An 18,528-nucleotide genomic window follows, 5' to 3' on the forward strand; every position below is an offset into this window, starting at 1 on the left:
ACATGATTCAAATTAAAGATCTTCACAAGTCCTATAAAATGGGCAAAAACTCGCTTCACGTTTTAAAAGGTATAAATTTTAACGTTGAGGAAGGTGAATTGGTAGCTATAATGGGTTCCTCCGGTTCCGGAAAATCTACGTTACTGAATATACTAGGTATGTTGGATAGTTCAGATACCGGGGAATATATTTTGGATAATGTACCTATTAAAAACTTGAATGAAACCAAGGCAGCACGCTATAGGAACAAGTTTTTAGGTTTTGTTTTTCAGTCCTTTAATTTAATTAATTATAAAAGTGCGGCGGAGAATGTAGCGCTGCCCCTGTACTACCAAAAAGTACCAAGAAAGGAACGCCAAGAAAAAGCATTGAAATATTTGGAACAAGTTGGACTAAAGGAATGGGCCTCACATTTACCCAGTGAGCTTTCCGGTGGACAAAAACAACGTGTTGCCATTGCTAGGGCATTGGCAGCAGAACCAAAGGTATTGCTTGCGGATGAGCCTACAGGAGCTTTGGATAGTAAGACCTCCTATGAGGTAATGGACCTTATCCAGAAAATTAACGATCAGGGAAATACTATTTTAATAGTTACGCATGAACCGGATATTGCAGATATGTGTAAACGTATAGTGCATTTAAAGGATGGTGTGATCATAGAGGATAAGAAAATTGAACAGGTAAGGGCAGAACAATATGTTTGATCGCGATATTTGGCAGGAAATTTATCATAGTATCAGCAATAATAAGCTACGTACATTTTTAACGGGATTTTCCGTTGGATGGGGTATTTTTATTTTAGTGATGCTGCTTGCTAGCGTTAATGGAATGCAGAACGGTTTTACCATGCAGTTCAGTGATGATGCCACTAATTCAATTTTTGTGCGTACCGGTACTACATCTATGGCATATGGTGGTTTTGAGGCCGGTAGAAGAATACAGCTTACCAATGACGATATAGAATATATTAAACGCAGTTTTCCAAACGACATTGAATACATTAGCCCAAGGGTATATCAAAGTACTTCTGCTCGTTATAGAAGTGAAACCGGTAGCTATAATATACAGGCAGTTTATCCAGATCATCAAGCTATAGAGAAAACAATCGTAAATAAGGGAAGGTATATCAATACCAATGATTTGCTCAATGCCTCTAAAGTAGCGGTTATTGGAAGAAAGGTAGAGGAAGACCTATTTAAGGGAGAAGATGCTATAGGTAAATTTGTTGAATTTAATGGCTTGCCGTTTAGGGTCATAGGTACTTTTACGGACGATGGCGACGATAATGCGGAGCGTGGAATTTATGCACCAACAAGTACTTTTCAAAAAATGTATGGGCAGACAGATCATATAGACCAAATTTCCTTAACCTATAACCCTACTTATGACCTAACCAAAGCATTGGAATTTTCTGAACGACTGGAAAGTGTATTTAAGCGCAGATTTAAGATTGCACCACAAGATCAGGCCGGATTGCGAATTTTTAATTATGCCGAAGTTTTTGAGGACATCAGCAATTTTACCGGAGGTCTTGATATTGCCGTGATTATTGTAGGTCTATTGATTTTGCTTTCGGGTATTGTGGGTATAGGCAATATAATGGTATTCATCATTAAGGAACGTACCAAGGAAATTGGCGTAAGGAAAGCCTTGGGTGCAGAACCTTGGTCTATTATAAAATTAGTGTTGTTTGAGTCTGTCTTTATAACCGCTTTGTCCGGTTTTATTGGGTTGGGCATTGCTACCGCATTACTGGCCGCAGTGGGACCCAATATTCAATCTGGTGCATTTGCAAACCCGTCGGTAAGTATGTCCATTGTAGTCACGGCAACAATAATATTAGTGGTAGCAGGTGTCTTGGCGGGACTTATACCGGCTATGAAAGCAGCAAAGGTTAAACCAATTGTAGCGTTAAGCGATAAATAATATGTGGATTCTAGATAAAGATTTATGGTCGGAAATTTTTGCCACTTTGGGCAAGAATCTTTTTCGCACTTTTTTAACCATGCTGGGTGTAATTATCGCTATGATTATTTTGGTTTTGCTTTTAGGAGGGGCAAATGGAATGAGCAACGGATTCCAGAAAATATTTGCCGGTACGGCTTCCAACAGTCTTTTTATATGGAGCCAAAGTACTTCTGAACCTTATAAAGGTTTTGAAAGAGGTCGTAGAATTCAATTTAAATTAGAGGATGCAACCATACTCAAGGAGCAGATAGAGGAAATAGAAGTGTTGGCTCCAAGAATTGAATTAGGAAGCCACAGGGGTATAGTTACCGTATATAGAAATGGGTTGACCAGTGGTTCATCCGTGTATGGTGATTATCCCAATATTGATGATATCATGAAGAAGAAACTTGTGGAAGGCAGGTTTTTGAACGAAAATGATATGGAAGATTTTAAAAAGGTGTGCGTTATAGGTGAGGAAACCTATAAACTTCTTTTTGATAAAGGGGAAAATGCTATTGGTGAGGATGTCAGGATAAACGGGGTGTTCTTTAATATCGTTGGTATTTACAAGCCCAACCAGAATATCAATATTGATGGTGAAAATTCGGTATATATTCCTTTTTCCACATTTCAAAAAGCATTTGGATCAGGAGATAGAATGGGTTGGATGGCAATTTCGGTAAAACCAGATGTAAAGGTACCTGTAGTAGAAAGTCAGATCAAACGATTGTTAAAAAACAAGTATGATATCAATCCAATAGATGAAAGGGCTATTGGAAGCTTTGACCTGTCTGAGGTCTTTAATAACGTAACATCGTTTACAACGGTATTGCAGGGAGTGTCATTCTTTGTAGGTATACTGACACTTCTTGCCGGGGTTATTGCGATCAGTAATATTCTTTTGATTACGGTAAAGGAACGCACAAAGGAAATTGGCATACGCCGCGCCTTGGGGGCGACTCCCAGAGTCGTAAAAAGACAGATTGTTTTGGAGTCTATAGTAATAACCGTGTTTGCAGGATTTGTAGGCTTTGCCATAGCTGTTGGGTTTTTAGCGATAGCCAATAATATGATAGGGGAAAATAGTGATATGCCCTTTTATAATCTTATGATCAGTATACCGCAGTTTATAGTATCATTCGTCTTAATGGTAGGCCTAAGTGTTTTAATAGGATTGATTCCGGCCAATAGGGCAATTAGAATAAAACCGATAGATGCATTGCGGGAAGAATAACAAACCAGAGAATAGAAAATAAATAACAATCAAATAGTTGAGCATGAACAAGTATGTAAAGTACGGATTACTAGGAGTGGCGGTAATAGGGATATTGGCTGCAGTGGTCTATTTTTTAAAGAAAAATAGTACTCCTCTAAAGACATATGAAACGGAGCAAGTTGCAAAAAGGGATATTGTAAACAAGGTTGTGGTTACCGGTAAGGTTATTCCAGAAGATGAAATAGAGATCAAGCCCCAAATTTCCGGAATTATTGAAAAAGTATACTTGGAAGAAGGAGCTCAGGTAAAAGCGGGAGATTTGATCGCTACCATTAAGGTAGTGCCCAATGAACAATCCTTAAACCAAGCAAAAGGACGTGTAAACAATGCCAAAATTGCACTGGGGAATACCAAGGTTGAATATGAAAGAAACAAAACTTTGTTTGATAAGGGTGTTATCTCCAGCCAAGATTTCAATGCGCTTAAATTAAGCTATGATCAAGCGGTGCAGGAACTGGAAAATGCACAGGCAGACTACCAGATAATCCGGGTGGGATCCGCAGGAGGCTCATCCAGCGCCAATACCAATATTAGGGCTACGGTAACGGGTACGTTATTGGAAATTCCTGTTGAGGTAGGTGATCAGGTCATTGAAAGTAACAATTTTAACGATGGTACTACTATAGCCACCATTGCGGATATGTCCAAAATGATATTTGAAGGAGAAGTAGACGAGGCAGAAGTAGGAAAGTTAAAAGTTGGTATGCCGTTAGAAATTAGTATGGGGGCGTTGCAGGATGAAACGTTCAAGGCAAAATTAAAGTTTATTGCTCCTAAGGGGGTAGAGGAAGAAGGTGCCGTACAGTTTAAGATAGAAGGAGATTTGGTGGTTACGGACAGTACCAATGTTAGGGCGGGCTATAGCGCTAATGCAGCTATAGTTCTGGAAGAAAAGAAAGATGTGCTTTCTATTAAAGAAGCATTGCTGCAGTTTGATAAGGAAACCAATAAACCTTACGTGGAAGTTGAAACCGGCGAAAATGAATTTGAAAAGAGAGAATTGGTGTTAGGGGTCAGTGATGGTATCGATGTAGAGATCATTTCCGGTATTGATGAGAATGCCAAGATTAAAATTTGGAACAAGTTAGATGCCAAGAGTGTTGACAATGGTGCTAACCAATAAGTAAATAATCAATCAAATCAAAAAACGAAACCTGTAGCCAAACTTAGGTTCGGTTCAAAAAAGAAAACAAATGAAAGTAAAAATAACAGGACTACTATTATTGTTTTCTGTTGTGGTAGTTACGGCCCAACAGAAAAAATGGACCTTGGAAGAATGTATTTTGTATGCAGAAGAGAATAATATAAGTATTGCGCAATCTGAACTGGATTTTGAAGAAGCAAAGATCGGTGAGTCTGATGCCTTTGGGAATTTTTTGCCCAACGCAAATGCCAGTGTTACAACTTCTGCCAATACCGGTCTGTCTTTTGATCCTACTACGCAAGAACCGGTAACTACAACAATATTAACGGCCAACGGTGGTTTAAGTTCTAATGTCAATTTATTTAATGGATTAAGAAATATCAATAGGTTAAGAAGAGCAAAAATGAATTCCTTGGCCAATCAATATCGCTTGGATGACCTCAAGGACGATATACGTTTAAATGTCGCTTTTGCGTATTTAAATATTATTTCTGCAAAAGAAACCTTGGTTACCCAAAAAGCACAATATGCCGTTACTGAACAAGATTTAAAAAGAACTTCCGAACTTGTGGTTGCAGGTGTTCTGCCCAAAGGAGATTTGTTGGAAATTGAAGCAACGGCAGCAGGTCAAGAACAGCAAATCGTTCTTACGGAGAACCAAGTAATTATCGCAAAAATAAGTTTAGCCCAATTATTGCAAATTACAGATTATGATAATTTTGATATAGCGGAAATCGATATAGATGTTCCACAATCAGAAATTCTTATTCAAACCCCTAAGGAGATTTTTGCAAAAGCTTTATCTTTTAGAAATGATATAAAATTTTCAGAAAGTAATGTGGCTCTTGCTGAACAATCTTTAAAAATATCCAAAGGCGCTTTATTGCCAACACTTGTAGGTTTCTTTAATTATAACACCAGGTATTCCGATCAAGAACGTTTTAATAATATTACTGGGCTTTTAGAGAGAGAAAGCTTCTCAAACCAGTTGTGGCAGAATGATGGTATTTCTTATGGCGTACAGCTAAATGTTCCAATTTTTAATCGTTTTGAAAATAAGAACAATATTAAGCGAGCAGAAATAAATATTTTACGCTCTCAATTACAATTAGAGGAGAATAAATTACAATTGGAGACCGATGTCAACCAAGCCTATGTTGATGTAAAAAGTTTTGCCAAAGCTTATGAAGCAGCTGAAAAAACGTTAGAGGCTAGGAGATTGGCCTATGACTACTCAAAGGAAAGGTATGATGTTGGACTAATGAACGCATTTGATTTTAGCCAAGCACAATCTAGAGTGGATAATGCAGAAGCAGATGTAATAAGAACCAAATACGATTATATTTTTAGAATAAAAGTTCTTGAGTTCTATTTTGGGATACCGCTTTCCTTAAACTAATATGATCACATAATTTAAAAGGCCTGTAACATTTACGTGTTACAGGCTTTTTCATTTTATAGGATGTAATACCTTTGCAATATGGGCTTAATATTAAATTTAGAGACATCTTCTACCAATTGTTCCGTTTGTGTCGCTAAAGACGGAATAATCCTTGCGATTAGAGAATTAAATTCAGCTAACTATTCGCACGCGGAGAAATTGCATGTATTTATTGAGGAAGTAATTGAGGAAGCCACTATTAAAATGGATGATATAGAGGCTATAGCGGTCAGTAAGGGCCCAGGTTCTTATACGGGACTTCGAATAGGGGTTTCTGCGGCCAAAGGGCTGTGCTATGCGCTAGGTATACCTTTGATTTCTATTTCTACTTTGAAAAGCATGGCATCACAAATAGTGGATATTGAAAATAATGTGGTTGTAGTTCCGGTATTGGATGCTAGGCGGATGGAAGTATATTCCGCAGTTTTTGATCACCAAATGAACCAAGTACGAGATACAAAAGCTGAAATAATCGATGAACATTCTTTTCAAGAATATTTAGGAGACGCAACAGTTCATTTCGTAGGTAGTGGAGCGGAAAAAATAAAAGGTGTTTTGAATACAGGTACAGTTATTTTCCACACACATATAGTTCCTTCTTCCAAAGAAATGGCCTTACTTTCCTTTGATAAGTTCAAAGAACAGAAATTTGAGGATGTAGCTTATTTTGAACCTTATTATTTAAAGGATTTTGTATTGCAGACTAAAAAAGTATCGAATACCTAGTTATTTGGACTAAAGCATTGTATTATCATTGTCCAAAGTGTTATAATAGTTCAATAACCTGATGATATCTTCCTGTAACCTTAGGTTTAGATCGTTCTGTTTAATGTATTTTTTTAAATTATCGCTATTGCCATCCAACAATTTTAAAACAGATTTTTTGTTCAATTTTATTTCTATTGCTGGTTGATCACCTTGCTGTATAAAATATAAGGAGACGTCCATATACTTTGCGGGTTTATATACATCATATCCATTCTCAGGATTTTCAGCTTGTAAGAATATTTTCTTTGGTTTTAATAATAGACGCGTATAACCTTCATTTAGGGGATTAAAATACCCTGCTTTTATTTGACCCATGCTCTTGTAATTCCTCACCATATACATGGTACCATCAATATTGGCTATTATATTTTCCCTTCTTAACAATGTACGTACGGAACCATTTTCGTTTTTTATTTCTATGGCATCTTGGTATGCGTTGTATCTCATTAACCCATCATTTTTATAGTTTCCGTTAATAATGGTGGTTCCCTTCTTGAACAGCTCGTTTACATAGGGAGTACCTTCTATGGGCACTTCATAATAGGACATGCCCATTTGTGCCGTGGTCATTAATCCACTAGAATTTCCAATAGGTTGTACACTTTGCGAAAGAACAATTTGTGTCATCAAAAACAGGAAAGAAAATAATTTGTACATGACGTCTAATTTTATTAAAAATACAAATTAAAGCATTGATTTACAATAGTATACAAAAAAAACCTCCAAAAGGAGGTTCTTAAATGTTTTTAGAATTAACTCTTTAGTTGAGTCACTACACGTTGTGGGAACGGTATTTCAATTCCTGCAGCATCAAATCTATATTTTATTTCTTCCAGTACATAAAAATGTGCAGCCCAAAAATCTGGGTTGTTTGCCCAAAAACGTAAGGTTAGGTTTACCGAGCTATCAGCTAGTTCACCAACGTAAACTTCTGGGGCTGGTGCTTTAAGGATGGTATCGCGTTCATTAACTATAGCCAGCAGAATTTCCTTTGCCTGTTTTATATTTGAACCATAACCTATACCTACATCAATTTTATCTCTTCTGGTGTCTAATGCATTATAATTGATAATCGTGTTATTTGATAATTGACCATTTGGTATCACGGCAATTTGATTACCAAAGGTGCTCACTTTAGTCGTGAAAATTGAAATTTCCCTTACTGTTCCATCTACACCTTGAGCAGAAATAAAATCACCTATTCTAAATGGTTTAAACAATAATATAAGTACACCTCCGGCAAAGTTGGCCAAAGAACCCTGTAGGGCCAAACCAATTGCCAGTCCGGCAGAGGCAAGAATGGCTACCAAAGACGTGGTCTGTACACCTAGTTGGGTAATTACCAAAACAAACAGAATTATTTTAAGGGCTATACTGATAAAACTCTGTAAAAAAGTTTCCAGGGCAAGGTCATAATCCTTTCTAAGAAAAAACTTGCGTACCATTTTATTGATGAACCTAATAATATACGTTCCTAAAACCAATAAAATAATGGCGATTATAACATTAGGCAATACGGCCCACATCCATTCTAGTGCTTTGTCCGCATGCTCTTGAAGATTCATGATCTTGTCCATAACTACATTTAAAATTTTAATTTTTATAAAAGTTTACCAGGGAATTCAAGTTTATCTATATGGAAAGTAGACCAATTTCAGGGAAATTATGTAAATAGGTTCAATGCATCCTCTACACGTTCTACCGGTAAATGACAGGTGCCGTTGTGGCACACATATATCATTGTTTTATCTTCAACATATCGATTTTTAAACAGTGGAAATTCACTGGTTTTTACATCTGAAGCAGCAAAGATAGTATATGGTAAATAGCTCTTTTGCATTTTTTTGCAAATGCGTTCATAATTTTCACCTATAACGACCACTTCATAGAATTTTTCGTTCATCAATGAGGAAACATGAAGCCAATTGGCGTGATTTTGTGGATTTTCCAATATAGTCGCATGCATAGTACCCATCATTTGTTCCAGCCGATCTTGGTAACTTTCTTCTGGGTAGTACTTGGACAACTTTAAAAGATTTAGGGCCATAATGGAATTGGAGGACGGAATAACATTATCTGCAACTTCAATGGTATTTCTGATCAACGATTCCCCATTTATTGCCGTAAAATAAAATAATCCTGTTTTTGGATCCGTAAAATTTTCGATCACAATTTTGGTGAGCTCCACACTTTTATCCATCCAGAATAAATTAAAAGTGGCTTCATAAAGTCCTAAAAATCCTTCTATTACGGCGGCATAATCTTCTAGGAAGCCAGAAATTGTAGTTTTACCATTTTTATGGTTGCGATATAATATACCGTTGGGCTTGAGCATTTGGTTTACAATAAAATTACCGTTGTTGACGGCAAGGTCCAAGATATCGGAATTTCCTAAATAGTTATATGCATCCGTTAAACCCTTTAAAGCCAAGCCGTTCCAGCTGGTCAATATTTTATCATCCAATCTGGGTTTGGCCCTTAGTTGGCGTTGGGTCTTTAACTTCGTTAGATTTTTTGATATTTTTTCAACTACTACATTTGTATTAAGATTATGTTTTTCTGCAATTGATGCTGCCTCATCATCCCGGATCAATACATAATTGTCATCTTCCCAATAGCCATAGGAATTGATATTGAAATAATCACTAAAAAGATTGAAGTCCTCCTGAAGCAACTGTTTTAATTCCGCCTCTGTCCAAACATAATAGGCTCCTTCTTCCAATGTACCTTTGGGGGTAAGGCTGTCAGCATCCAAAGAGGAATAAAACCCATGGTTTTCGTCAAGTAGTTCTTCCTTGAGGAAATTAATACATTGAAGGGCTACATTTTTATAAAGCGCATTAGAATCCGCGGCAAAAGCTTTTGAATATAAACTGATCAATAATCCATTGTCATAGAGCATTTTTTCAAAATGGGGTACATGCCACTTGGTATCTACTGCATACCTGGAGAAACCACCTCCAACATGGTCAAAAATTCCGCCCCAGGCCATTCTGGTCAATGTGGTCGCAACATATTCCTTTACCATTTGGTCCTGTTGGGTTTGACCATAGTGCAAGAGGAAATTGATATTTACGGGCATCATAAATTTTGGAGCACGTTTATACCCTCCTAAATAAGTATCAAAATAGGCGGACCATGTAGTAACAACTTCTGCTAAGGTTGTAGCTGAAATATTTTGCACGGAGCTTTCTGCAAAAATCGAATTAATTTCCTTTAGACCCTGGTGCATATTGGTGGCATACCCTATTATTTTATTTGGCTCATTTTCATATAGTTGTTGTAATTGGTTCAATACCTGGATCCATTGGTCTTTCTTTACGAAGGTGGCTCCCCAAAAAGGTCTTCCGTCCGGCAAGGCCAAAATATTAAGTGGCCAACCACCACTACCGGTCATCATTTGCAATGCATCCATGTATATATGGTCTATGTCGGGTCTTTCTTCCCTGTCTACCTTTATATTGATGAAATTTTTATTCATGGTCATTGCCACATCCTCATCTTCAAAACATTCATGTTCCATAACATGGCACCAATGACATGCGGCATAACCAATACTGATCAAGATCAATTTATTTTCATTCTTGGCCTTGAGCAATGCTTTTTGGCTCCAGGCTACCCAATTTACTGGGTTATGCGCATGTTGCAACAAATATGGACTGCTTTCATGAATGAGATCGTTGGTATACGGTGCTTGCATAATTACTATGTTTATGGTACAGTTCTGAACAAAAAAAAGCGCCAAAAGGCGCTTTTATATACAATCTGTTAATATTACTTGACTTCAAAAGTTATTTTAACATTTACCCGGTAGTTTTTGATTTTACCATCTTCTACCGTGGCGCTTTGCTCGTTTATATAAACGGATTTGATATTTTTTACTGATTTTGCTGCTTCTTCTACAGCCTTTTTTGCTGCATCTTCCCAGCCATTATCAGAATTTGCCAATATTTCAATTACTTTTAAAACTGCCATGTTATTCTATTTTTAGGTTCATTACAAGTTACAAAAAAAGCTTGTTACAAATTAATTCTATGCGCTGAATCTTTAACCGTTTAGCGCAACTACCTCATTGACCTTATCGCCCATCATATTCTTGAGCATGGTCTCTATACCATTTTTTAAAGTAAATGTAGATGAAGGACAACCGCTACATGCGCCCTGTAGAATAACATTTACCGTTTTGGTTTCCGTGTCATAGGACTTGAACATAATATTTCCACCGTCACTAGCTACAGCAGGCTTGACATATTCTTCTAGAATATCTACAATTTCCTGTGATGTTTCATCCAGGTCCATGGTTGGTTGGGTAGTTACCGTTTCTGAAACTTGGGTAGGATTGTTAGATTTTGCAGTGTCCGCCACAATCTCCTTGCCATCGGCTATAAAGTTTCTTATTAATTCTCTAAGTTCTATGGTAATATCATCCCATTCCGCAACTTCAAACTTGGAAACAGATACATAATTTTCGTCAATGAAGACTTGCTTGACAAATGGAAATTGGAACAAGGCCGTTGCCAATTTAGAATCTCTTGCCTCATCTATATTCTTAAATTCAAAAGCGGCACCTACGATTTTTTTGCTGGCCACAAACTTCATAGTGGAAGGATTTGGCGTTACCTCGGCATATACCGTAACAGGAATAGGCTTGTCCATATCTTCTTCTATAACGATGGGTTCACCCGCGTTTAGGTATTCTACCAATTGCTGTGCTACCTCATCCTTAACATCTTCCCATTGAACAATGTCAAACCTTTCCAACCCAATAAAATCCCCAGAAATGTATACCGTCTTTATAAAGGGCAGATAAAATAATTGCTGTGCCAGTGGTGAATATTTGGCTTCGTCAATATTTTTATATTCGTAGTTTTTTCGGTGTACTAATAAATGATTAGTTTCGAATTTTAATATGTTAGGGTTATTTGTTTTGACAACCGTAATTGAATACTCTTTCATTGCTGATTTAATTTATGCAAAAATACGAAGGAAATCTTAGTTTAAGTACACATAATAATGTTATGGTTAACCCGTTATACACTTTATAATATTAGAACTAATTTTTAGTTTCAACGCCCCAAGATGAGATACAACTTAGTATTGTTTTTATTGTTGCTTTTAGTAGGTTCCCAATCCAAAGCTCAAGAAGGTATACCCGTATATTTTGATTATTTATCTGATAATTACTATTTGGTTTTTCCGTCCATGGCGGGAATTACACAAGGTGGTAAAATTAGGGCTACCGCAAGAAAACAATGGTTTGATGTAGAAGATGCCCCAAGTTTACAAACTATAAATGGCCATTTTAGACTGGGGGATTCGCCAAGTGGAATAGGGGCTATTATTTTTAACGATGCCAATGGCTATCATTCACAAACGGGATTAAAATTGACCTATGCCCATCATTTAAGAATGGGTGGTAGTGATATGAGAGTATTGAACCAATTGTCATTTGGTTTAAGCGCTACCATTTTACAAAGTAGTTTGGATGAAACGGAATTTAGGTCTGCCCAGCCCGATCCAGCGGTAGCAGGAATTAAATTAAGTGCCTCTTATTCTAATGTGGATATTGGTATTTCATACAATTTTCAGGAATTTTATACGCATTTTGCAGTGACCAACGCCCTTACGGGTAGTAAGAGAAATGTGTATTATAGGGATAGGCAGGACAATCCCGATCAATTGGTTATTGATAATATTAGAAGGTATCTAATTTCAACTGGCTACGTGTTCGGTAAAAATGAATGGCAAGTAGAACCTTCCATACTTTTTCAATTGACCGAATTTACCAAGGAAAAAAATATTGATATTAATGCCAAGGTATATAGGGATGTAGATTTTGGCCGTATCTGGGGAGGATTATCCTACAGAAGAAGTTTTGATGGTGCACAATTTCAAGATAGCGGTTCTTTTGGAGAACAACGATTGCAATTGGTAACGCCTATTGTAGGAGCCAATATCAAGAATTTTATGGTGTCCTATAATTACTCCTATCAAATGGGTAGCATCCGTTTTGACAATGGTGGTTTTCACCAGATTACCTTAGGGTACGACTTTGGGCAAACCGAACGTAAATATGACTGTTATTGTCCCGCTGCAAATTAAAAGAGCCCATTAGTTGGTACATGGGCCCTTTGATATAATGTTTAATCCCAACTATAGTTTTTTGATGCAGCTTGTTTTTTAAGTGCCTGGATCATTACATTTTCCAATTCCCCGGTATTGTTCTCTATCTGATGTTTAGCAATATAAGCTGTGCGTTTGGTATTATAATCCAAAATTTGTTCTTGAATTTTTTCGCGTTCCTCTTTTTTGGCCATTACATACGCTTTAATTTCCGTCTTGCTTTTTTGTTGCAGTTCCTTTGGAAGGTCTTTTGTTTCTAAGTCCTCTATATTAAATGCATCATCATCATAGGCATCTACCAAATCCCAGTTTTTATTATTGTAAAGCCTGGAGCTTTTGCTCACGGCCCTTTTCACAGCTACGGCTTCTTCCATTTCATAGGCATTGTAGTCCTGTTCTTTTTGTGAGGACATTTTTTGTTGCCCTAAAGCACCATAAGAGATATAGGTAGTGTTTAGCTTGGAATTTAGTTCTATAATTATTTCGTCATACGGAGTATTTATATGTACTACTTCCTTATTATGGTCAATGGCCATATAATCCCCGCCGGTCATTGTAGCTCCATTTTTCCAAAAGGTATGAATACCTTGGTCATAGTTTCCACAAAAAATGGTGTTTACGACAACATCTTTTTCCTTGGCATTGCCCAAAGCCGTTCTGTAGTCATATCTTCCTTGGTCAAAAGGTTCGTTACCGGCAATAAAGATCAAGCGCAAATGGTCTGGATTATTTTTCCAAGGTAATTGTTGCAATGAAGTTTGTATGACTTTGCCGCAATATTCTTCTCCACCATTGGTGGTCAGTGAAAATAGTTTTTCGGAAATTTCATCGAGGTCACTGCTAAAATCCAATACTTGTTCCACGTAACCTTCACTTGAGGAAAGGTTGTCATTGCCATATTGGTAAAGCGCAATTTGTAAATTGGGTCTTGTGCCATTTCCGCATTTAGCCGAGCTGAACTCGTTTACAATATCCCATAATTGTGATTTAGCCTGGTTTATGAGTCCGTCCATACTATTGCTGGTATCCAACAATAGTGCAATTTGTACCGTATTGTCCCTAGATGGCTCTGTAGCTTGTAGACTATGGGACAATAAGGTAACTGTGTTGTCTTGTTTTTTTTCATTGCAGGCAAACGCCGTTGTTAGTGTTAAAAATAAAAATGCCGTAGTTGAAATTTTATTAAATTTTTTCATGATCGATGTATTATAAATTCTGGACCAAACTAAAGCGAAACTTTTTTTTAAAATATCCATAATGAGGCAACATGACCTTTGGCTTAGCCAACGGTACGGTCTGGTTTTTTAACGGGTAAAAAGGTAGTGTTTATTAAGTGGAGCGTGCATTATGCTATTTTTTAGTACCATAAAAATCAGCTAAGTTTACAGCAATCATTGGACATGAAAAAAATTGTTGTTTTCATATTGTTAATTATTGTGGCATCAGGTACGGCATTCTGCCAAGCTCAACAAACGCCCAAAACTTTTACACTCAACGGTAAGGTCGAGGTAAAGGAAACCGGTAAGCCTATACCGGGAGTGTCTGTTTCCACAAATTTGGGCGATTACGTACTTACCAACGGTTTAGGGGAATTTAAGATCAAGGTGCGCATAGGGGATGAACTTGTGGTAGAGGCCGTAGATATGGAAACGGTGCGATATAGAATTAAAGGTAACGATGATGTGTTGATACAAGTAGAGGACTATACCTTGTCAAGGTCTGCCAATACCAAAAGTGTAACGCAAAGACATGAAACCTTATTGGATTCTGCAGAACGTTACAAGGATAAGGATATTGAGAAAAGTATCGATTTTGTTGCCCAATCCATTTCTATCCTTGGCAAACGGGGTCAAAAGAAAGAATTGGCTAGATCGTTATCTAAACTGGGCGAAATTTATCAGTACCATAAACAAATAGATTTGGCCATTGATAATTACGAAGATGCACTGGAGGCCAACAAAACGATCAAGACTTCGCTTTTATTGGCCAAGGTTTATAATATGTCCTCTAGATTCAATGAGTCCATAATATTGTTAGACCCTTTAATGGCACTAAAAACTATGGTGCCCTATCAACGGGTTACCTTATATGAATTAATGGGGGATGCCAAAAAAGGGAACGGTGAAGTACTCCAGGCCATTGAATTTTATAAGGAAGGTTTGCTTATTGCCGAAAAAAACCAGATTACCCCAAAGTTAATTGACTTAAACTCCAAGATAGCAGAGGCATATTCACGAGAAAACAAAATTATAGAGGCAGAAGCCTACTTTGACAATTCGCTGCAGTTGGCAGAGGCATCTGCGCCATTAAGGGCACTGCAGGAGAATGAAAAGGTGGCCGATTTTTATAACGAAAAAAGCAGGTTCAACGAGGAAATAAATATGCGGAAGAGAAGCTTGCAGGATATTAAAAAACTGAATACGCCCAAATTGGGTATTTCTAAATTGGACCAAGCGGATACCATTACTTCACAGCGTATTAATTATAAGATTGCCAATGCATACATAGCACAGGATAGGTATAACGAAGCCATTCCGTTCCTGAAAAAAAGTATTATTGAGGCAGATACGGAAGATGATCTTGTAGTCCAGAAAGATGCGACTAGAAAACTTTCTGAAGTTTATAAGGAAAAAGGGGACTACACCAAGGCCTTGGATACCTACCAGTCCTATGTGGCATTGGTAGATACGCTTTATATCAGAAAGGAACAGGAAATATCCAGGGCCAACCGTATTAACAGGGATATTGCCAATGCCCAAAGTAGGTTGGTAGGACTTGAAAACGAAAGGGAGCTTTCCCAGAGCAAGTATGACCTGGCGCTTACCGAACAGCAATTGGTGGAAGAAAGTTACAAAAGACAGCAATGGGTCATTTATTCCTTGATTTTTGGCTTGTTGTTGACCGTGCTGGCAGCGTTCTTTTTTTATAGAAGCAATCAGCAACAAAAATTAACGAACAACTTATTGGCCTTAAAATCACTAAGGTCTCAAATGAACCCACATTTTATTTTCAATGCACTCAACTCGGTCAATAATTTTATTTCCAAAAGCGATGAGCGCAGTGCCAATAGATACTTAAGTGAGTTTTCTACCCTCATGCGTTCCGTCCTTGAAAACTCTGAAGAGGACTTTATACCCTTGGCCAAGGAATTGGAACAGTTAGAATTGTATATAAAGCTTGAACATTCACGGTTTAAGGATAAATTTGATTATGAGATTGTGGTGGACGATGAGGTCCCTGTAAATAACTATCAAATACCGCCTATGTTATTGCAGCCCTATATTGAGAATGCCATTTGGCACGGTTTAAGGTACAGGGAAACCAAAGGGCTACTTTATGTGTCGGTCAAGGTAGAAAGCAATAATTCTGTGGCCATTTGCATTACCGATAATGGAATAGGCCGTAAAAAATCAGCATCCATAAAAACACAAAATCAAAAGAAACAAAAATCCAAGGGCATGGGGATTATACAGAAACGTGTTGCCATTTTGAACGATATGTACTCGGACAAGGTGTCTATCAATATTTCTGATTTAGAGACCGATGGATCGGGAACCAAGGTATTGTTCATATTAAAAAAAGAATAATGGAATTAAGAGCGATCATAGTAGAGGACGAAGCCAATAGTAGGGAAATTATAAGAAACTATATTTCCAAATATTGCACAAATGTTGTGTTGGTCGGCGAAGCGGCCTCCATTAAAGAAGCTATGGTGCTCATTGAGAACCATACGCTGGATTTGGTGTTTTTAGATGTGGAAATGCCGTTTGGCAATGCGTTTGATCTCTTGGACCAATTGCCCGATAGAACATTTGAAACCGTATTTGTCACCGCCTATGATCAATATGCCAAAGATGCCTTGAACCATCATGCGGCGTATTACTTGACCAAACCTATAAATATTGATGAGTTGATCAATGCTGTTGATTATGTGGCAACTGTACGTGCCAAGGAACTTGCCTTGGAAGGTGAGGTCCTTAGTTCCAAATCTAAAGGCGTTACCGGTAAGTTAACGCTGCCCCAGCAAGATGGTTTTCAGGTCTTGAATATTCCGGAAATACTATATTGTAAGGCAGACGACAATTATACCGAGATTTATTTGGTGAACACCAAGATATTGGTAAGCAAAACATTAAAATATTTTGAAGATGCATTGGCGGATTTTCCTTTTGCCAGGGTACATAAATCTTACTTGGTCAATGTAAATGAAGTGGTAAAATATAGAAAAGGAAAAGGCGGTAGTGTGGTTATGTCCAATGGCAAGGAATTGTTGGTCTCGGCATCCAAAAAGAAGGATTTTCTAGCGTTTTTTAATTAAATAGATTCAATTTACATGATCAAGGAAGTAAGAGGGAAAAGTCCATCAATAGGAGCGGATTGTTTTATAGCGGAAAATGCTACCATTGTAGGTGAAGTTACTATGGGCAACCAATGCAGCGTATGGTTTAATGCCGTTTTAAGGGGCGATGTCCATTTTATTAAAATGGGTAACAAGGTCAATGTTCAGGATGGTGCGGTAATACATTGTACCTATCAAAAATCACCTACTACCATAGGTGACAACGTATCTATTGGCCATAATGCCATAGTGCACGGTTGTACGATCCATGATAATGTGTTGGTGGGTATGGGTAGCATTATTATGGACGATTGTGTCGTGGAAAGTAATAGTATAATTGCTGCAGGCGCCGTTTTGACCAAAGGTACCCACGTGCCTTCCGGAACCGTTTTTGCGGGTATGCCGGCAAAAAAGATTAAGGATATCAGTCCAGAATTGAGCCAGGGTGAAATCAATAGAATTGCAGAGGCTTATATCATGTATTCCGGATGGTTTAAGGAATAGGGTTATAAGCTCGTTCAATTACGATATCGGGGTCTGTCTAAAATCCGTATTTTTGCCGCACCTAAACTAAAAGTTATGAACGCATATGTTTTTCCTGGGCAAGGTGCCCAATTTGTTGGAATGGGATTGGATCTCTATGAAAGATACCCAATTGCCAAAGAACTCTTTTTACAGGCAAATGAAATATTGGGCTTTGACATTACAGATGTAATGTTCAATGGTACGGCAGAAGGTTTAAAGGAAACCAAGGTTACCCAACCTGCCATATTTCTACATTCGGTAATATTGAGCAAGGTTATGGGAAATGCGTTTAAACCAGATATGGTCGCAGGCCATTCCTTAGGTGAATTTTCGGCATTGGTGGCCAATAATACGTTAAGTTTTGAAGACGGATTAAAACTGGTATCACAGCGTGCTTTGGCCATGCAAAAGGCTTGTGAGCTTAAACCTTCCACTATGGCGGCCGTATTGGGTCTGGATGATAATGTCGTTGAAAAAATTTGTGAGGAAACCACGGGGGTAGTGGTAGCCGCAAATTATAACTGCCCGGGACAATTGGTTATTTCAGGAGAGGTAGCTGCCGTTGAACTGGCTTGCGAAAAATTAAAGGAAGCAGGTGCAAGACGCGCCTTGATGTTACCTGTTGGCGGAGCTTTTCACTCGCCCTTAATGGAGCCGGCACGGGAAGAATTGGCAGCAGCCATAGAAAATACTCAGTTTGCAGTGCCTAGTTGTCCTATTTATCAAAATGTACCTACTACAGCGGTCAATGATGCCAGGGAAATCAAGAAAAATTTAATGTTGCAGCTTACGGCCCCGGTAAAATGGACACAGAGTGTACAGCAAATGGTCAAGGATGGCGCTAGCTTGTTTACGGAAATAGGTCCGGGCAAGGTGTTGCAGGGGCTGATCAGAAAAATTGAGCCCAGTGTACAAACGCAGTCCCCATCCCTGGATATGGAAGCTTAAAAGTGGCTATAATA

17 protein-coding genes are annotated in these 18,528 nt (G+C 37.9%); 11 read left to right on the plus strand and 6 right to left on the minus strand.

What is annotated here, in order from left to right; genetic code table 11:
* Positions 1-2 precede the first annotated feature (2 nt).
* From JM81_RS14785 to tsaB, 6 genes are all read left to right on the plus strand, one after another.
* A complete protein-coding gene (locus JM81_RS14785; protein WP_089259358.1) occupies positions 3-704 on the plus strand; it encodes an ABC transporter ATP-binding protein in 702 nt (233 codons plus the stop codon).
* Positions 697-1,926, plus strand: a complete 1,230-nt coding sequence (locus JM81_RS14790; RefSeq protein ID WP_089259359.1) for an ABC transporter permease — start codon at positions 697-699, stop codon at positions 1,924-1,926. The genes JM81_RS14785 and JM81_RS14790 overlap by 8 nt, the downstream gene beginning before the upstream one ends.
* A gap of 1 nt (position 1,927) precedes the next feature.
* Complete coding sequence (locus JM81_RS14795; RefSeq protein WP_089259360.1) at positions 1,928-3,184, plus strand: ABC transporter permease; 1,257 nt, start codon at positions 1,928-1,930, stop codon at positions 3,182-3,184.
* A 43-nt stretch (positions 3,185-3,227) separates the two neighbouring features.
* The gene (locus JM81_RS14800; RefSeq protein WP_089259361.1) at positions 3,228-4,349 is read left to right on the plus strand and encodes an efflux RND transporter periplasmic adaptor subunit; all 1,122 of its coding nucleotides are present in this window, start codon (positions 3,228-3,230) and stop codon (positions 4,347-4,349) included.
* 70 nt (positions 4,350-4,419) lie between these two features.
* On the plus strand, positions 4,420-5,769 hold the full coding sequence (locus JM81_RS14805) for a TolC family protein (RefSeq protein WP_144804566.1): 1,350 nt from the start codon (positions 4,420-4,422) through the stop codon (positions 5,767-5,769).
* Between the two features lie 81 nt (positions 5,770-5,850).
* The gene (tsaB, locus tag JM81_RS14810) at positions 5,851-6,537 is read left to right on the plus strand and encodes a tRNA (adenosine(37)-N6)-threonylcarbamoyltransferase complex dimerization subunit type 1 TsaB (RefSeq protein WP_144804568.1); all 687 of its coding nucleotides are present in this window, start codon (positions 5,851-5,853) and stop codon (positions 6,535-6,537) included.
* A 9-nt stretch (positions 6,538-6,546) separates the two neighbouring features.
* Here tsaB and JM81_RS14815 read toward each other — a convergent pair whose 3' ends face one another.
* The 5 genes from JM81_RS14815 to JM81_RS14835 all read right to left on the minus strand — a co-directional run bounded on the left by JM81_RS14815 (position 6,547) and on the right by JM81_RS14835 (position 11,535).
* Complete coding sequence (locus JM81_RS14815) at positions 6,547-7,236, minus strand: hypothetical protein (protein WP_144804569.1); 690 nt, start codon at positions 7,234-7,236, stop codon at positions 6,547-6,549.
* Between the two features lie 95 nt (positions 7,237-7,331).
* Positions 7,332-8,156, minus strand: coding sequence for a mechanosensitive ion channel family protein (locus tag JM81_RS14820; protein ID WP_089259365.1), 825 nt, complete (start codon positions 8,154-8,156; stop codon positions 7,332-7,334).
* A gap of 86 nt (positions 8,157-8,242) precedes the next feature.
* Positions 8,243-10,279, minus strand: coding sequence for a thioredoxin domain-containing protein (locus JM81_RS14825; protein WP_144804571.1), 2,037 nt, complete (start codon positions 10,277-10,279; stop codon positions 8,243-8,245).
* A 74-nt stretch (positions 10,280-10,353) separates the two neighbouring features.
* Complete coding sequence (locus JM81_RS14830) at positions 10,354-10,554, minus strand: dodecin family protein (RefSeq protein WP_089259367.1); 201 nt, start codon at positions 10,552-10,554, stop codon at positions 10,354-10,356.
* A 72-nt stretch (positions 10,555-10,626) separates the two neighbouring features.
* Positions 10,627-11,535, minus strand: coding sequence for a NifU family protein (locus JM81_RS14835; RefSeq protein ID WP_144804573.1), 909 nt, complete (start codon positions 11,533-11,535; stop codon positions 10,627-10,629).
* A gap of 123 nt (positions 11,536-11,658) precedes the next feature.
* Between JM81_RS14835 and JM81_RS14840 the strand changes: the two genes are divergently transcribed.
* Positions 11,659-12,681 carry a type IX secretion system membrane protein PorP/SprF gene (locus JM81_RS14840; RefSeq protein ID WP_089259369.1) on the plus strand — a complete coding sequence of 341 codons (1,023 nt, stop codon included), beginning with the start codon at positions 11,659-11,661 and terminating at the stop codon, positions 12,679-12,681.
* A gap of 41 nt (positions 12,682-12,722) precedes the next feature.
* On the opposite strand, the gene JM81_RS14845 is transcribed toward JM81_RS14840, so the two are convergent.
* Positions 12,723-13,898 carry a vWA domain-containing protein gene (locus JM81_RS14845; protein WP_144804575.1) on the minus strand — a complete coding sequence of 392 codons (1,176 nt, stop codon included), beginning with the start codon at positions 13,896-13,898 and terminating at the stop codon, positions 12,723-12,725.
* Between the two features lie 204 nt (positions 13,899-14,102).
* On the opposite strand from JM81_RS14845, the gene JM81_RS14850 reads away from it, so the two are divergent.
* The 4 genes from JM81_RS14850 (at position 14,103) to fabD (ending at position 18,514) form a co-directional block, all read left to right on the plus strand.
* Positions 14,103-16,289, plus strand: coding sequence for a histidine kinase (locus tag JM81_RS14850; protein ID WP_144804577.1), 2,187 nt, complete (start codon positions 14,103-14,105; stop codon positions 16,287-16,289).
* Positions 16,289-17,020, plus strand: coding sequence for a LytR/AlgR family response regulator transcription factor (locus tag JM81_RS14855; RefSeq protein ID WP_089259372.1), 732 nt, complete (start codon positions 16,289-16,291; stop codon positions 17,018-17,020). The genes JM81_RS14850 and JM81_RS14855 overlap by 1 nt, the downstream gene beginning before the upstream one ends.
* A gap of 15 nt (positions 17,021-17,035) precedes the next feature.
* A complete protein-coding gene (locus JM81_RS14860) occupies positions 17,036-17,545 on the plus strand; it encodes a gamma carbonic anhydrase family protein (protein ID WP_144804578.1) in 510 nt (169 codons plus the stop codon).
* A gap of 75 nt (positions 17,546-17,620) precedes the next feature.
* On the plus strand, positions 17,621-18,514 hold the full coding sequence (gene fabD / locus JM81_RS14865) for an ACP S-malonyltransferase (RefSeq protein ID WP_144804580.1): 894 nt from the start codon (positions 17,621-17,623) through the stop codon (positions 18,512-18,514).
* The last annotated feature ends 14 nt before the right edge of the window (positions 18,515-18,528 follow it).

This window comes from Maribacter sp. MAR_2009_72 (assembly GCF_007827235.1).
GTDB classification, from domain to species: Bacteria; Bacteroidota; Bacteroidia; order Flavobacteriales; family Flavobacteriaceae; genus Maribacter; species Maribacter sedimenticola.

Bases quoted from the DNA above. Each gene is read 5' to 3' on its own strand.
- JM81_RS14785 (WP_089259358.1), top strand. From the start codon at position 3: ATGATTCAAATTAAAGATCTTCACAAGTCCTATAAAATGGGCAAAAAC.
- JM81_RS14790 (WP_089259359.1), top strand. From the start codon at position 697: ATGTTTGATCGCGATATTTGGCAGGAAATTTATCATAGTATCAGCAAT.
- JM81_RS14795 (WP_089259360.1), top strand. From the start codon at position 1,928: ATGTGGATTCTAGATAAAGATTTATGGTCGGAAATTTTTGCCACTTTG.
- JM81_RS14800 (WP_089259361.1), top strand. From the start codon at position 3,228: ATGAACAAGTATGTAAAGTACGGATTACTAGGAGTGGCGGTAATAGGG.
- JM81_RS14805 (WP_144804566.1), top strand. From the start codon at position 4,420: ATGAAAGTAAAAATAACAGGACTACTATTATTGTTTTCTGTTGTGGTA.
- tsaB (WP_144804568.1), top strand. From the start codon at position 5,851: ATGGGCTTAATATTAAATTTAGAGACATCTTCTACCAATTGTTCCGTT.
- JM81_RS14815 (WP_144804569.1), bottom strand. From the start codon at position 7,236: ATGTACAAATTATTTTCTTTCCTGTTTTTGATGACACAAATTGTTCTT.
- JM81_RS14820 (WP_089259365.1), bottom strand. From the start codon at position 8,156: ATGGACAAGATCATGAATCTTCAAGAGCATGCGGACAAAGCACTAGAA.
- JM81_RS14825 (WP_144804571.1), bottom strand. From the start codon at position 10,279: ATGCAAGCACCGTATACCAACGATCTCATTCATGAAAGCAGTCCATAT.
- JM81_RS14830 (WP_089259367.1), bottom strand. From the start codon at position 10,554: ATGGCAGTTTTAAAAGTAATTGAAATATTGGCAAATTCTGATAATGGC.
- JM81_RS14835 (WP_144804573.1), bottom strand. From the start codon at position 11,535: ATGAAAGAGTATTCAATTACGGTTGTCAAAACAAATAACCCTAACATA.
- JM81_RS14840 (WP_089259369.1), top strand. From the start codon at position 11,659: ATGAGATACAACTTAGTATTGTTTTTATTGTTGCTTTTAGTAGGTTCC.
- JM81_RS14845 (WP_144804575.1), bottom strand. From the start codon at position 13,898: ATGAAAAAATTTAATAAAATTTCAACTACGGCATTTTTATTTTTAACA.
- JM81_RS14850 (WP_144804577.1), top strand. From the start codon at position 14,103: ATGAAAAAAATTGTTGTTTTCATATTGTTAATTATTGTGGCATCAGGT.
- JM81_RS14855 (WP_089259372.1), top strand. From the start codon at position 16,289: ATGGAATTAAGAGCGATCATAGTAGAGGACGAAGCCAATAGTAGGGAA.
- JM81_RS14860 (WP_144804578.1), top strand. From the start codon at position 17,036: ATGATCAAGGAAGTAAGAGGGAAAAGTCCATCAATAGGAGCGGATTGT.
- fabD (WP_144804580.1), top strand. From the start codon at position 17,621: ATGAACGCATATGTTTTTCCTGGGCAAGGTGCCCAATTTGTTGGAATG.